Raw genomic sequence first — 13,618 nt, forward strand, 5'->3', positions numbered from 1 at the left:
CGGCGGGAGCACCGGGTGGCGCCGCCCGGCCGCGGCCGGGCGGTTCCGCGCGGATCGGGTCGCTCCCCGCCTCCGCCTGGAGGATCATGGGTGCCGCGGCGGCCCGGCCCCGGGGAGGGCCGCCGGGCGGGTTCCCCGGCCGAGGGCCGGGGGCCGCGAGCCGAGGGGAGAGGAGGGCCGCCCGGTGCGCGAGGACGACCGCCGGAGCATTCCGCTGCAGAGCCTGCTGGACCGGCGCGACCTGGGGCTGCGGCCGATCGTGCTGCCGCCCGGCCCCGGGCCGCGGATCCGCTGGGCGGCGGTGAGCGAGCTGCGCGACCCCGCCCCGTACCTGGACGGCGGCGAGCTGGTGCTGACCGCCGGGGTGAACATGTCCCCCTCCCCCGAGGAACTGGAGCGCTTCGTGCGGGTGCTGGTCGAGGCGGGGGCCGGCGCCCTCGGGTTCGGGGTGACGCCGGTCTTCGACGAGATCCCGGCCGCCCTGGTGCAGCGGTGCGGCGAGCACGGGCTGGCGCTGGTGGAGGTCGCCCGGGAGACGCCGTTCGTCGCGGTCGGCCGCGCCGTCGGCGAACTGCTGGAGGCACGGCACGTGGAGGCGATGCGCCGGCTGAGCGAGGCGCACCGGGCCCTGGTCCGCTCGGTGACCGCGCCCGCCCCGGCCGAGCGGGTGCTCGGCACGCTCTCCGGGGCGCTGGACTGCTGGTCGGTGCTGCTCGGCGGCTCCGGCGAGGCGGTGCACTCCGGTGCGCACCCGCCGCTCCGCGGCGAGGTCTCGGAGCTGGCGGCCCGGCTGCGCGGGCCGCGCGGCCCGCGCAGCGCCAAGTCCCGGCTGGGCGCGGACGAGGTGTTCCTGCACGCGGTCGGCGAGCGGAGCCGCGGGGTGCTGGTCGTCGGCCGGCCCGACGCGCTGACCGCCACCGACCGCGCGGTGCTGGGCACCGCCGTGGCGCTGCTCGGGCTGCTCTCCCGGGACGACGACGGCCGGTCCGCGGCCGGCCCGCTGCTCTGCCGGCTGCTGCTGGACGGCGGCCCGGTGCCGGGCGCCGACCTGGCCCCGCTGCTGGCCCCGCCGCCGGGAGCGGACGCCGCCGAGGCGGAGCGGGAGGCCGGCGGGGACGGCGCGGACGGCGGGTTCCGGGTGCTGTACGCGGCCCGGTCCGGCCGGCGGCGGCCGGCCGCCGCCGCGGAGGCCGCCGCGCTGCTGGGCAGCGAGGTGGTGGAGGCGGGCCGGGACCGGCTGCGCGCGGTCGTCGGCGGGGCCGGCGGCGAGGAGGACCGCGCCGACCTGCTGGACGCGCTGCACAAGCGGGGCTGGCTCGGCGCGCTGAGCCGCGCCGTCCCCCCGGAGGAGCTGGCGCCGGCCGCCAGGGAGGCGGAGGCGCTGCTGGTCCGGGCGCGCGCCGCGGACCGCCCGCTGCTCGCCCGGGAGCGGGCCGACCCGTTCGACGCGCTCTTCCCCGAGGCCGCGGCGCGGGACGCGGCCGAGCGGGTGCTGGGCGCCCTGGCCGCCGACACCCCCGACGCGGCGGTGCTCCGCGCGACGCTGCACGCCTGGCTGGCGCGGAACGGCAACTGGGACCGGACCGCCGCCGACCTCGGCGCGCACCGCAACAGCGTGCGCTACCGGATCGGCCGGATCGAGCGCGACCTGGGCATCGACCTGTCCGACCCGGAGCAGCGGATGCGCATGTGGTTCGCCCTGACCCGGCGCTGACCCCCGGCGGGCGGCCGGCTCCGCCGCCGCCCGGACGCCCCGGAGCCGAGGGCGGAGACCGGCGGACCGGGCCGCCGGTCCGGCGGGGGGCGGGCGGACGGCGCCCGGCCCGCCGGCGCAAGCCGGCCGGCTCCCCGCCCCGCACGGCCCCGGCCCCCGCGGCGAGGGGCGGCGCTCCCCGGAGGAGTCGGCGGACCGGGGCTCCGCCGCCGCCCCCGCGGCGGTGAGGTCGAGCGGTTCCACCGCGATCCGGGCGGTGCACCGCCCGGTGGGCGCCGCCGGCGGGGACGTCACCGGGTTCTTCGATGCCGGCACGGGGGGCGGCGGAGGCGTGCACGCCCCGGGCGGCCGAACGATGCGGGCCGCCACCCCTGCCGCCGGGGGTGCGGAGCACGACGGCGCCGGGCGGAGGGCCGCTCCGGTGAGCGGCGGGGGGCGGACCGGGCCGGCCGCCCATGACCGGTCGGCCGGGCGTTCGGCGGCGGGGTCAGGCCCCGGCGGGCTCGGCCGGGGTGTGGCGGCGGGCGGCGGTGACGGCCAGGCCGATGACGCGGCGGGTGAGGGTCTCCGGGGTCTCCTCGGGGTGGGCGAGGAGCCAGTCGGTGAGGGAGTCGGCGGCGCCCGCGGCGATGTGCGCGAGGATCTCGGCGTCGGCCTCGGAGACCAGGGCGCCCTCCGCGGAGCGGGTCGAGGAGACGACCAGCGCGGTGATCTCCTCCATCACCCGGCAGCGGGTCTGGAAGACCTCGGTGGAGAACGGCTGCCCCTCGGTGCGGGCCTGCTGGTAGAGGACGATCCAGCTCTCCCTGTTGTCCGCGACGAACTGGAAGAAGGCCTGGAGCCCGGCCCACAGCCGCTGCTCGGGGGCGGCGTCCGGCTCGACGGCGGCGCGCACGGTCTCCAGCAGCCGGTCGGCCTCGCGGCGGATGCAGGCGGTGAAGACGCCCTCCTTGGAACCGAGGTAGATGTAGACCATCGGCTTGGAGATCCCGGCCGCCTCGGCGATCTCCTCGACGCTGGCAGAGTGGTATCCGCTGCGGGAGAAGACCCTGATCGCGGCGTCGATCATCTGCTGCTCGCGGATCTCCCGCGGCAGTCGCCTCTGCTTCGTGCTCACGGCTCCCGACCCTATCGACCCGGCCGCGCCGCGCCGCCCGGGGAGGCGGCGGCCGGCGGGTCCCGGAGCGCCCCGGCTCGGCCGGTCCGGGCAGGCCCGGACGGGTGTGCGCACGAATGCGCTCTGTATCGGACGGTTGGCCGCATCCGGACACTTTGCCCCTCTAGCCGGGGAATTGCGGTACAGGCCCGGCCCCCGCGCCGCCCGGCCGGGGCGGACACCCTGCGTAAGGGCCGTGTCGCGGCGCGCAGTGCCGCCCTATAGTCACCAATCGTTCACCGACCGTCGGTGAGCCGGAGGCCCGACCCACAAGACCGGGCCTTCGGACGGCGTCCGCCGTCCGTCGCACTGGACGGCGCCCCGACCGCTCGACCGTTCGCTTCTTCCACCCGCTAGGAGCAAGGCAGTGCGGAAATCCCCCTATATCTCCTTCCTCGGCGCATCGGCCCTGGCACTGGGCATGATCGCCGCGTCCCCCGCCGCGGCCTCCGCTGACGAGGCCGCCGACACCTCCCCCGCCGAGGCGCTCGCCTCCGGCATGGACATGTCCACCTCGCAGGCGGCCGACCTGCTCGACGCCGAGACCGAGGCGCGCGGCACCGAGGCCGAGGCCCGCAAGGCCGCCGGCGACTCCTTCGCCGGCGCCGTCTTCGACGCCGAGACCCAGGTCCTGACCGTCTCGGTCACCGACGCCGCGGCGGCCGAGGCCGTCGAGGCCACCGGTGCCGAGACCCGCGTCGTCGAGGCCTCCGAGGACGAGCTGGACTCGGCCGTCTCCGACCTCAACGCCGAGGAGTCCTCGCTGGGCTCCGCGATCGAGGGGGTCACCGGCTGGTACGTCGACCCCGCCGCCAACGAGCTGGTGGTGACGGTGCTCGACGGTGAGGCCGCGGCCGCCGAGACGCTGCTGGACGAGGCCGGCGTCGACGGCGTGCCGGTCCGGGTCGACGAGGGCGCCGAGCAGCCCGAGACCTTCGGCGACATCGTCGGCGGCAACGCCTACTACCCGGGCGGCAGCCGCTGCTCGATCGGGTTCTCGGTGCGGGGCGGCTTCGCGACCGCCGGGCACTGCGGCTCCCAGGGCACCAGGGTCACCGGCGGCTCCGGCGAGAGCGGCACCGTGGCCGGCTCCATCTTCCCCGGCCGCGACATGGGCTGGGTGCGGGTGAACTCCGGCTGGAACCCCAGCCCGTACGTGAACAACTACCGGGGCGGCCGGGTGCTGGTCCGGGGCAGCCAGGAGGCCTCCGTGGGCGCCTCCATCTGCCGCTCCGGCTCCACCACCGGCTGGCACTGCGGCACCATCCAGGCGAAGAACCAGACGGTGCGCTACCCGCAGGGCACGGTGAACGGCCTGACCCGCACCAACGTCTGCGCCGAGCCCGGCGACTCCGGCGGCTCCTGGATCAGCGGCAACCAGGCCCAGGGCGTGACCTCCGGCGGCAGCGGCAACTGCCGGTCCGGCGGCACCACCTTCTACCAGCCGATCAACCCGATCCTCAGCCAGTGGGGCCTCACCCTGACCACCGGCTGACCTCCTCCTGAGCTCCTCTCCGCTCACCGCTCCACCGAGGCGGGCGGCGGCCCGGCGCGGGCCGCCGCCCGTCCGCGTTTTCCCGGACGCCTCTGGTGACCGACCGGTTGGTCTTGTTAGGCTCGCGCTCACCCCGGGCCGGCGGCGGCCGCTGGGCACCGCCGGCCTCTTCGATGAACTGCGCGGGAGCCGTCCATGAGCACAACCGTCCGGGCCGCACTCTTCACCGCCGTCGGAGCGCCTCCCCGCATCGAGCGGATCGCGCTGCCCGACCCCGGTCCCGGGCAGGTGCTGGTCCGGCTCTCGGCCGCCGGGGTGTGCCACTCCGACCTGTCGCTGTCCGACGGGACGCTCCCCCAGGCGCTTCCCGCCGTCCTCGGCCACGAGGGCGCCGGCACCGTGGACGCCGTCGGCCCCGGTGTCGGGCACGTCTCCCCCGGCGACCGGGTGGTGCTCAACTGGGCGCCGCCCTGCCGCTCCTGCTGGTTCTGCGAGCAGGGCGAGCCCTACCTGTGCGAGCGCTCCGGCGAGGCCGCGCTGGCCCCCTACGCCGAGCTCGCCGACGGCACCCCGGTCTACGCCGGCCTGGGGACCGGCGCGTTCGCCGAGGCCACCGTCGTCCCGGCGCGCGCCGTGGTGCCGCTGCCGGAGGGGGTGGACCCGGGCGCCGCCGCGCTGCTCGGCTGCGCGGTGCTCACCGGCTGGGGCGCGGTGGCCAACTCCGCCCGGGTGCGCGCCGGGGAGTCGGTCGCGGTGGTAGGGCTGGGCGGCGTGGGCCTGGCGGTGCTGCAGGCCGCCCGGCTGGCCGGGGCCGGCCCGGTGGTGGCGGTGGACGCCTCGCCCGCCAAGGAGCGGCTCGCCCTGAAACTGGGCGCCTCGCACTTCGTCCCGGCCGGGGAGAAGAGCGCGAAGGAGGTGCGGGCGCTGACCGGCGGGCGCGGCGCCGACCACGCGTTCGAGGTGGTGGGCTCCTCCGCGGCGATCCGCAGCGCGTGGGGGATGACCCGCCGCGGCGGCACCACCACCGTCGTCGGCGTCGGCGCCAAGGACGACGCCGTCTCCTTCGGCGCCCTGGAGCTCTTCCACTTCGCCCGCACGCTGCGCGGCTGCGTGTACGGCTCCTGCGACCCCGAGCGCGACATCCCGGTACTGGCCGGGCACGTCCGCGACGGCGGCATCGACCTCGCCGGGATGGTCACCGACGAGACCGCCCTGGACGGCCTGCCCGACGCCTTCGCGCGGATGCGCGCCGGGCGGGGCGGCAGGTCGCTGATCCGCTTCGACTGACCCCGGCGCCCTCCCCTTCCCCGAACCGTCATCCGGCGTCCAGCACCCCCTTCGGCCCCCGCCGGCGCCTCCCCGGACGGGAGGGCCCGCGGACAGTCGGAAAGGAATTCCGATGCACGAAGCCCCGATCGCCCGCCCCGTCCGCTCCCTCACCGCCGTCACCAACCGCCTGCTCCACCGCGGCAGCCCCTACGAGATGGAGATCGCCGAGATCAACGGGGTGCCGACCCGGGTGTGGCGGAACGCCGACCCGACGCTGCGCGCCGCGCTGGAGCGGATGCGCTCCTACGGCGACGCCCCCGCCCTGGTCTACGGCGACGAGCGCCTCGGCCACGCCGACTTCTACCGGCACGCCGCCACCATGGCGCACCGGATGGCCTCGGAGTACGGGGTCGGCAAGGGCGACCGGGTGGCGCTGGCGCTGCGCAACTACCCCGAATGGGTGATCGCCTACTACGCGGCCGCCGCGCTCGGCGCGATCCTGGTGCCGCTGAACGCCTGGTGGACCGCGCCGGAACTGGAGTACGGGCTGTCCGACAGCGGGGCCTCGCTGCTGGTGGCCGACGGGGAGCGGATCGCCGCGCTCGGCGGCGTGCCGCGGCGGCTGGGGATCCCGGTGATCGCGGTGCGCGCCCCGGACCCGCTCCCGGAGGGGGCGCGCGCCTGGCGGGAGGTGCTCGGCGAGGTGGCGGAGGACGTCCGGCTGCCCGAGACGGACCTCGCCCCCGACGACCCGGCCAACATCTTCTACACCTCCGGCACCACCGGCCGGCCCAAGGGCGCGGTCGGCTCGCACCGGAACATGATCTCCAACCACCTCTCCGCCGACTACGCGCGGATGCGCGCGCTGATGCGGCTGGGGCTGGACATGGGCGACGCGCAGGCGTTCCTCGAAGCGGTCGCCTCCCCCGTCGTGCTCTGCGTCGTCCCGCTGTTCCACACCACGGGCGCGCAGTCGGTGATGCACCCGACGCTGGCCAAGGGCGGTGCTCTGGTGCTGATGTACAAGTGGGACCCGGAGGAGGCGCTCCGGCTGATCGAGCGGGAGCGGGTCGCCGCGATCACCGCGGTGCCGGCGATGATCGCGCAGATGCTCGCCTCGCCGAGGCTCGGCGAGCACGACCTGTCCAGCCTGCTGACACTGGCCAGCGGCGGCGCCCCGGCACCCCCGGCGCTGGTGTCGCGGGCCCGCGCCGGGATGCACGACCTGATGCTGGGGCAGGGCTACGGGCTCACCGAGTCCTCGGCGACCGCCACGGTCAACGGCGGCAGCGACTACCTGCTGCGCCCGGACAGCGCGGGCCTCCCGGTGGCGGTGGTGGACGTCAAGATCGTCGGCGCCGGCGGCGAGGAGCTGCCGCCCGGCGAGGTCGGCGAGGTGTGGCTCAACGGCCCGGGGATCGTGCACGGCTACTGGAACCGCCCGGAGGAGACCGCGGCGACGTTCACCGGCGGCTGGCTGCGCACCGGCGACCTGGGCCGGCTGGACGAGGACGGGTTCCTCTACATCGTGGACCGGGCCAAGGACATGATCATCCGCGGCGGGGAGAACGTGTACTGCGCCGAGGTGGAGGCGGCGGTGCACGAGCACCCCGCGGTGGCCGAGGTGGCGGTGGTGGGCGTGCCGCACGAGGTCTACGGCGAGGAGGTGGGCGCGGTGGTCCGGGCGCTGCCCGGGGCCGAGCTGGCAGAGGCGGACCTGCGCGCGTTCCTCGACGGCCGACTGGCCGCCTTCAAGATCCCGGCGCACATCCGGATCTCCGACGGCGACCTGCCCCGCAACGCCGCGGGCAAGCTGCTGAAGAACCGGGTCAAGCGGGACCACGGCTGGCTGGAGGAGGCCGGCGGCGCCCCGGCCCCGGGCTGACCGGGGCCCGTCCCCGGCGGCGCTCCTCCCGGGGGGCGCCGCCGTTCTCCCGGCCCCTGCCGGGGCGGTGCGCGTCCCCTTCCTCCGGTGGCCCGGGCGGCCGACCCCGCAGCGAGGGCGCCGAGCGGGCGGATGCGGGGACCGGTGGGAGCACCGGATCGGCCCGGAAGGGGACCGGCCGGGGCGGCGCCCCGCCGGAGCCGGGCGGCCCCGGCGGTCAGTCGGCGGTGGAGGCCTCGTAGGCGTCGACGACCTCGCCGGCCGGGCCGTCCATCACCAGTCTGCCCCGCTCCAGCCAGACGGCGCGGTCGCAGGTGTCCCGGATGGACTTGTTGCTGTGGCTGACCAGGAAGACGGTGCCGGCCTTCTCCCGCAGCTCCTTGATCCGCTTCTCCGAGCGCCTGCGGAACGCGCGGTCGCCGGTGGCCAGGGCCTCGTCGATGAGGAGCACGTCGTGGTCGCGGGCGGCGGCGATGGCGAACCGGAGCCGGGCGGCCATACCGGAGGAGTAGGTGCGCATCGGCAGCGAGATGAAGTCGCCCTTGTCGTTGATCCCGGAGAAGTCGACGATGCCGTCGTAGCGCTCGCGGACCTCGGCCGGGGACATGCCCATCGCCAGGCAGCCCAGCACCACGTTGCGCTCCCCGGACAGGTCGTTCATCAGCGCGGCGTTGACGCCGAGCAGGGAGGGCTGGCCGTCGGTGTAGACCCGGCCGCTCTCCGGCGGCAGCAGGCCGGCGATGGCGCGCAGCAGGGTGGACTTGCCCGAGCCGTTCGAGCCGATCAGCCCGATCGCCTCGCCGCGGCGCGCGGTGAAGCTCACCCCGCGCACCGCGTGCACCTCGCGGGCGCCGGCGCCCTTGCGGCGGGTCAGCGCGCGCAGCAGCGCCGCGGGGCCGCCGCCCCCGGCCCGCCCGGCCGCGCCCCGCACCCGGTAGACCACGTGCAGGTCGTCGACGATGACGGTGGGGGCGCCCGGTTCGCCGGGGCCGGCCTCGCGGTGCGCGGCGGGGGTCGCGGTGGCGGTGGTTCCCTCAGTCGCGGCCATAGCTCTCCTCGGCCTTCCAGAAGTAGACGAACCCGCCGACCAGCACCGCCACCGCCCAGGCGGACGCGGTGCCCCACGCGTACGGCGGGAGGTCGGCGGCGGTGAAGCTGTCGATCAGCGCGAACCGCATCAGGTCGATGTAGAGCGCGGCCGGGTTGAGGTCGAGCAGGACCCGGACCGCCGCGGGGGCGTGCGCCGCCATCACCGCGATGCTGTACATCACCCCGGAGGCGTACATCCACGTGCGCATGACGAACGGCATGAGCTGGGCGAGGTCGGAGACCTTGGCGCCGAGGCGGGCGAAGGCCAGCGCCAGCCCGGTGTTGAACAGCGACTGCAGGAGCAGCGCGGGCAGCGCCAGCAGCCAGTTCCACTGAGGGACCTGGCCGGTGGCCATGACGATCACCAGCAGCACGCCCATGGTGACCGCCATCTGGCGGACCTGCACCGCGGCCAGCGCGATCGGCAGCGAGGCCCGGGGGAAGTGCAGCGCCCGGATCAGGCCCAGGTTGCCGGAGACCGCGCGCACCCCGGCCAGCACCGTGGCCTGGGTGAAGGTGAACACGAAGACGCCGGTCACCAGGAACGGGACGAAGTCCTCGACGCCGCGGTCGGTCTGCAGCAGCAGGCCGAAGATGAGGTAGTAGACGGCGGCGTTGAGCAGCGGGGTGCCGACCTCCCACAGCCGGCCCAGGTTGGCCCTGCTGTACTTGGCGCTGCCCCGGGCGCGGGCGAAGGCGTCGATGAAGTGGCGGTGGCGCCACACGTCCGCCAGGTAGCGCCCCAGGCGCGGGCGCGCGCCGCTGGCCTTCAGTCCGTAGCGGGCGGCCAGCTCCGCGGCCGACGGCTCCGGGCGCGGCGGCGCGGCCGCCGCGGCGGAGGGCTCGGGTGTGCTCACGCTCGGCTCGCTTTCCGGGGAGTGCGCGGGGTTCGGGGCGGAGCGGTGGCGGACCCGCGTCGGAACGGCACCGTATCGCCGCGAGGAGAGACTAGGCGACTCCAGGACGGAACGCAACCGTTTCGTCGCTACGCCGCCGCACGCTAGGATCTCGGACATGTCCGACGCCGAGAAGACCCCGCGACGCGCCCCCGCCGGTGCCGCCGTCCTGCAGGAGGACGTCACCCGCGCCATCCGCGCGGCCGTCTTCGCCGAACTCGCGTCGGCCGGCTACGGGCGGCTGTCGATCGAGGCGGTCGCCAAGCGCGCGGGCGTCGGCAAGACCGCGGTCTACCGGCGCTGGAAGTCCAAGCTGGAGATGGTGATCGACGTCGTCTCGGCCGCGGCCGAGCAGGTCACCCCGGTACCCGACACCGGTTCGCTCCCCGGCGACGTGCGCGAGCTGATCGGCGCGGCGGTGCACGCCCTGCGCCACCCGCTCGCCCTGCAGATCGTCCCCGACCTGCTCGCCGAGGCGGCGCGCAGCCCGGAGATCGCGGCGACCCTGGAGGGCGCGCTCCGCCGGACCCAGCGCGAGATCGGGCGGGTGGTCATCCGCAGCGCGGTCGAGCGCGGCGAGCTGCCGGCCGGCACCGACCCGGAGTTCGCCCTGGACGTGATCCTCGGCCCGGTGTACTGGCGGCTCGCGGTCATCCGCGGCGAGCTCCGCCCGGACCACCTCGACCGGCTCGCCCGCGGCGCGGTGGCCGCCCTGGTCCGGTCCGGGGAGGACTGACCCCGCCGTCCCCCGGTGCCGGGATCATCCCGGATTCCCCTGCCCCGCAGGGGCCGCCCGTTCTAGGGTGGGCGGCGACGCCGGATAGAGAGGACTGCGCATGCTCCGCCGTGAGCGCGGCCGGGCCCGCCGCGCGATCATCGAAGCCGCCACCGACTACCGCCGCGCCCTGGGCGCCTTCGGCACCGGCTCGCCCCCTCGGGGGACCTGGCGGCAGACCCCCTTCGACACCGACCCCGGCCGGCGCGACCCCGTCACCGAGGGGCAGGTGGAGAAGGCGCTGGCCGAGGTCTCCGCGACGCTGGGCAACATCCCCGGGATACTGGACGGGATCGACTCGGTGGTGGTCACCGAGGAGATGGCCGAAGAGCTGCTCAAGTTCAGCGAGGGCGACCCGGAGGAGTTCGCCGGGGAGCTGGAGAACGCGGTCAGCGAGGCGCGGCTGCGCATCACCGAGGAGGCCGGCTACACCGACGACGTCGCCGCCTTCCTCCGGATGGGCGCCCTGGTCGTCGACTCCCGGCCCGGCGACCGCTTCGGCTGCCTGGTGGTCGACCTCAGGGAGTACATGCCGCAGCCGGAGCTGGCCTACACCGTCTACGACGCGCTGCGCGCCTACATCAACCACAGCAGCTCGCGGTTCTACAACGTGGAGATGATCTTCCGCGGGACCGGCCGGGGCTACTGAGCGCCCCGCCGGGCGGCGGGTCCGGCCGGCGGGGCCGGGGCGCGCCCCGGCCCCGCCGGTGCGGGAGTCCGAACGGGGAGGACTGCCGCGGGCGCCGGATCAGCCGGTGGCCGCGTTGGGGTCGCGCCGCCCCAGTGCGGGGCCGTGCCGGAACTCCCGGATCCGGCCGGGGGCGGGGACCCGCGGGCGGGGCGGCCGCTCCGAGGCGGGCAGCGGGCGCCGGTGGTCCGCGCCCAGCAGCGCGCCGGCGTCCTCCCGCAGCTGCGGCAGCATCCCGTAGAGCACGTCTCCGGGGCAGGCCGTGGCGTTGAGGTCGCGGTGGCCGATGATGGCCGAGACGGGCCGGCCGTAGGCGGCGCACAGCCACGCGCAGGTCTCCACCAGCGCGTCGTAGAGGGCCCCGGTCGGCCGGGCGGAGGTGTAGGTGCCCTCGTTCTCGATGCCGACGGCGACGCCGTTGTAGTTCGCCACGTGCGCGCCGACCACGTGGTCCCCGGCCCGGATGGCCGGGAGCGAGGAGTTGCGGCCCTCCATGACGTGGCCGCCCCGGCTGATGGTGAGCTGCTGCCCGGTGTCGGCCCACCCGTTGGTGTCCATGTGGAAGTTCTGGATGGAGCGGGAGAGGGCGAAGGCGTGCGCCAGGGAGTGGTCGGTGCTGTTCGCGGTCGCGGTGTGGTGGACGACGATGTAGGTGGGGGACTGGGCGAGCACCTGGGCCGGGGCGGCCGGAGGGCGGGCGGACCATGCGGCGCGGGTGTGCACCGGCGGTTCGGCCGCCGCCGCGGCCCGGGGGGCGGCGGCGGTCTGGGCGGCCCCGCCCAGCAGCACTCCTCCGGCGGCGACCAGGCCGCCGCGGAGCACGGCCCGCCGGCCGATCCCCCCGGGCCCGCCTTCTCTGGCATGCGATGACATCGGAACACCGTCCTCACGTCGTGTTACCGGTGCGTACAGAGGTGCCCACGATCGAAGCACGCGCCCCACCCGCCGGGAAGAGCCCTTGACCGCCCGGACCGCACGCCGCCCCGGCCGCTTCCGGCCCGGCAGCCCCCCTTGACCCGCGCCCGCGCACCGCCGCTCCCCCGCCTCCTGCGGCCCGGCCCCGGCGCTCCTCCGCCCGGCGCCGCCCGGGGCCGGCTCCGGGGGCCCCGGCTCACCGGGTCTTGTGGGCGCCCCCGTTGACGTTGAGCACCTGGCCGGTGATGTGCCGGGCCCCGGGGGAGGCGAGGAAGTCCACGGTGGCGGCGATGTCCTCGGGCGCGCCGGGACGGCCGAGCGAGGTGGCCTCGACCAGCCGCCGGCGACGGTCCCCGGCGAGCCGGTCGCGGAAGAACTCGGTCCCGGTGGTGTAGCCGGGGGCGACGACGTTGGCGGTGATGTCCCGGGGCCCCAGGGCGTCCGCGGCGTCGAGGTTCCAGGCGGCCAGCGCGGCCTTGGCGGCGCCGTAGGAGCCGGAGGGGTGGGCGGCCGCGATGGAGCCGATGTGCACGACGGCGCCGCCGGGGGCCAGCAGGCCGTCGAGCGCCCGGGTGGTGAGCACCGCGGTGAGCAGGTTGGCGTCCAGGTTCGCCCGGAAGGCGGCGGCGTAGGAGGAGAGGTCCTCCCCCGCCCCGCCGTCCAGGTCGGTGTTGCCCCCGGCGTTGTTGACCAGCACGTCGATCCGCTCGGGCAGCGCGCCGGCCAGCCGGGCGAGCGCCTCGGGGTCGGTGTGGTCGCAGGTCAGGGCGCGAGCGCCGGTCAGGGCCGCGGCGCGCTCCAGGGGTTCGGGGCGCCGGCCGGTGATCACGACGTCGTCCCCCTGCTCGGCGAAGCGGTGCGCGATGGCGCGGCCGATACCGGTGCCACCGCCGGTGACCAGGACGGAACGCGGCATAGGATGTCTCCAGGATTCATTTAGGTGTAAATTTAGCTCTAAACGTAAGGGGTGGAGCGGACCGTGGCAAACGAAGGCGGAGACCGGCCGGGCGCGGCGGGCGGAGCGGGGCCGCACGCGCGGGGCAGCGCGGAGCGGGGCCCGGAGGCCGGGGAACCGGCGGAGGAGCGGGCCCCGGAGGCCGCCGGAGCCGGGGACCCGGTCGGCGGGATCGCCGAGGCCTGGCGGCGGGAGCGCCCGGGGGTCCCGGTCGCCTCGATCGGCATCGTCACGCCGATCTGGCGGCTCGCCAAGCTGTTCGGGGACGACCGGCGCCGGGCGCTGGCCCTCGACGGGGTGGACGCGGCCACCCTCGACCTGCTCAGCGTGCTGCGGCGCAGCGGCCCGCCCTACACGCTGACCACCCGCGAGCTGGGGCGCCGGTCGCTGGTGACCGCGGGCGCGGTATCCCAGCGGGTCGCCCGCGCCGAGCGCGCGGGCCTGGTCGAGCGCCGTCCGGGCGAAGGGCGCCCGCGCTCCGTCCTGGTCTCACTGACCGAGGAGGGGCACCGCCTGGTGGAGGAGACCGTCGACCGGCTGCTGCTCCGCGAGGACGAGCTGCTCGGCGGCCTCACCGCCGAGCAGCGGGAGCGGCTGGCCGACCTGCTCGGCCTGCTCCTCCGCGACGTCCAGGGCCGCCTCGGCGACGACGGCCTCGGCCACGTCGGCGCCCCCTGAGAGCTCGCCGCAGGAGAGGGGCGCGGCGCCGGGGCCGCCCCCGGCGAGCGGCCGCGGGACGCCCCGGCCGCCGGCCGGGAAGCACACCTCCCCGCAGCGGCCC

General features: G+C 76.5%; 12 protein-coding genes. 7 read left to right on the top strand and 5 right to left on the bottom strand.

Annotated features, from left to right (window positions below):
* Positions 1 to 184 precede the first annotated feature (184 nt).
* On the top strand, positions 185 to 1,714 hold the full coding sequence (locus J0910_RS20420) for a PucR family transcriptional regulator (RefSeq protein WP_420160154.1): 1,530 nt from the start codon (positions 185 to 187) through the stop codon (positions 1,712 to 1,714).
* Positions 1,715 to 2,201: 487 nt separating this feature from the next.
* Here J0910_RS20420 and J0910_RS20425 read toward each other — a convergent pair whose 3' ends face one another.
* Positions 2,202 to 2,831 (bottom strand): TetR/AcrR family transcriptional regulator, encoded by a 630-nt coding sequence (locus tag J0910_RS20425; protein ID WP_420160155.1) that lies wholly within the window; start codon positions 2,829 to 2,831, stop codon positions 2,202 to 2,204.
* A gap of 406 nt (positions 2,832 to 3,237) precedes the next feature.
* On the opposite strand from J0910_RS20425, the gene J0910_RS20430 reads away from it, so the two are divergent.
* The 3 genes from J0910_RS20430 to J0910_RS20440 all read left to right on the top strand — a co-directional run bounded on the left by J0910_RS20430 (position 3,238) and on the right by J0910_RS20440 (position 7,519).
* Complete coding sequence (locus J0910_RS20430) at positions 3,238 to 4,365, top strand: S1 family peptidase (RefSeq protein WP_420160156.1); 1,128 nt, start codon at positions 3,238 to 3,240, stop codon at positions 4,363 to 4,365.
* A gap of 195 nt (positions 4,366 to 4,560) precedes the next feature.
* Entirely contained in the window at positions 4,561 to 5,652 is a 1,092-nt protein-coding gene (locus tag J0910_RS20435) for an alcohol dehydrogenase catalytic domain-containing protein (RefSeq protein ID WP_420160157.1), read from the top strand.
* Between the two features lie 112 nt (positions 5,653 to 5,764).
* Entirely contained in the window at positions 5,765 to 7,519 is a 1,755-nt protein-coding gene (locus J0910_RS20440; protein WP_420160158.1) for a class I adenylate-forming enzyme family protein, read from the top strand.
* A gap of 217 nt (positions 7,520 to 7,736) precedes the next feature.
* Here J0910_RS20440 and J0910_RS20445 read toward each other — a convergent pair whose 3' ends face one another.
* Positions 7,737 to 8,567, bottom strand: a complete 831-nt coding sequence (locus J0910_RS20445) for an ABC transporter ATP-binding protein (protein WP_420160159.1) — start codon at positions 8,565 to 8,567, stop codon at positions 7,737 to 7,739.
* Positions 8,554 to 9,465 (bottom strand): ABC transporter permease, encoded by a 912-nt coding sequence (locus J0910_RS20450; RefSeq protein ID WP_420160160.1) that lies wholly within the window; start codon positions 9,463 to 9,465, stop codon positions 8,554 to 8,556. Before J0910_RS20450 ends, J0910_RS20445 begins: the two co-directional genes overlap by 14 nt.
* A gap of 157 nt (positions 9,466 to 9,622) precedes the next feature.
* Here J0910_RS20450 and J0910_RS20455 point away from each other — a divergent pair, with 157 nt between their 5' ends.
* Together J0910_RS20455 and J0910_RS20460 are read left to right on the top strand one after the other, a co-directional pair.
* Complete coding sequence (locus J0910_RS20455) at positions 9,623 to 10,240, top strand: TetR/AcrR family transcriptional regulator (RefSeq protein WP_420160161.1); 618 nt, start codon at positions 9,623 to 9,625, stop codon at positions 10,238 to 10,240.
* A gap of 100 nt (positions 10,241 to 10,340) precedes the next feature.
* Positions 10,341 to 10,928: a hypothetical protein gene (locus tag J0910_RS20460; protein ID WP_420160162.1), complete on the top strand. Its 588-nt coding sequence runs from the start codon at positions 10,341 to 10,343 to the stop codon at positions 10,926 to 10,928.
* A 99-nt stretch (positions 10,929 to 11,027) separates the two neighbouring features.
* On the opposite strand, the gene J0910_RS20465 is transcribed toward J0910_RS20460, so the two are convergent.
* Both J0910_RS20465 and J0910_RS20470 read right to left on the bottom strand, forming a co-directional pair.
* Positions 11,028 to 11,840: a peptidoglycan recognition protein family protein gene (locus tag J0910_RS20465; protein WP_420160163.1), complete on the bottom strand. Its 813-nt coding sequence runs from the start codon at positions 11,838 to 11,840 to the stop codon at positions 11,028 to 11,030.
* Positions 11,841 to 12,078: 238 nt separating this feature from the next.
* On the bottom strand, positions 12,079 to 12,798 hold the full coding sequence (locus J0910_RS20470) for an SDR family NAD(P)-dependent oxidoreductase (protein ID WP_420160164.1): 720 nt from the start codon (positions 12,796 to 12,798) through the stop codon (positions 12,079 to 12,081).
* 63 nt (positions 12,799 to 12,861) lie between these two features.
* Here J0910_RS20470 and J0910_RS20475 point away from each other — a divergent pair, with 63 nt between their 5' ends.
* On the top strand, positions 12,862 to 13,515 hold the full coding sequence (locus J0910_RS20475) for a MarR family winged helix-turn-helix transcriptional regulator (RefSeq protein WP_420160165.1): 654 nt from the start codon (positions 12,862 to 12,864) through the stop codon (positions 13,513 to 13,515).
* Positions 13,516 to 13,618: the final 103 nt, after the last annotated feature.

This window comes from Nocardiopsis oceanisediminis (assembly GCF_048595525.1).
Taxonomy (GTDB): Bacteria; Actinomycetota; Actinomycetes; order Streptosporangiales; family Streptosporangiaceae; genus Nocardiopsis_A; species Nocardiopsis_A oceanisediminis.

Bases quoted from the DNA above. Each gene is read 5' to 3' on its own strand.
- J0910_RS20470 (WP_420160164.1), bottom strand. From the start codon at position 12,798: ATGCCGCGTTCCGTCCTGGTCACCGGCGGTGGCACCGGTATCGGCCGC.
- J0910_RS20465 (WP_420160163.1), bottom strand. From the start codon at position 11,840: ATGTCATCGCATGCCAGAGAAGGCGGGCCCGGGGGGATCGGCCGGCGG.
- J0910_RS20455 (WP_420160161.1), top strand. From the start codon at position 9,623: ATGTCCGACGCCGAGAAGACCCCGCGACGCGCCCCCGCCGGTGCCGCC.
- J0910_RS20445 (WP_420160159.1), bottom strand. From the start codon at position 8,567: ATGGCCGCGACTGAGGGAACCACCGCCACCGCGACCCCCGCCGCGCAC.
- J0910_RS20440 (WP_420160158.1), top strand. From the start codon at position 5,765: ATGCACGAAGCCCCGATCGCCCGCCCCGTCCGCTCCCTCACCGCCGTC.
- J0910_RS20460 (WP_420160162.1), top strand. From the start codon at position 10,341: ATGCTCCGCCGTGAGCGCGGCCGGGCCCGCCGCGCGATCATCGAAGCC.
- J0910_RS20435 (WP_420160157.1), top strand. From the start codon at position 4,561: ATGAGCACAACCGTCCGGGCCGCACTCTTCACCGCCGTCGGAGCGCCT.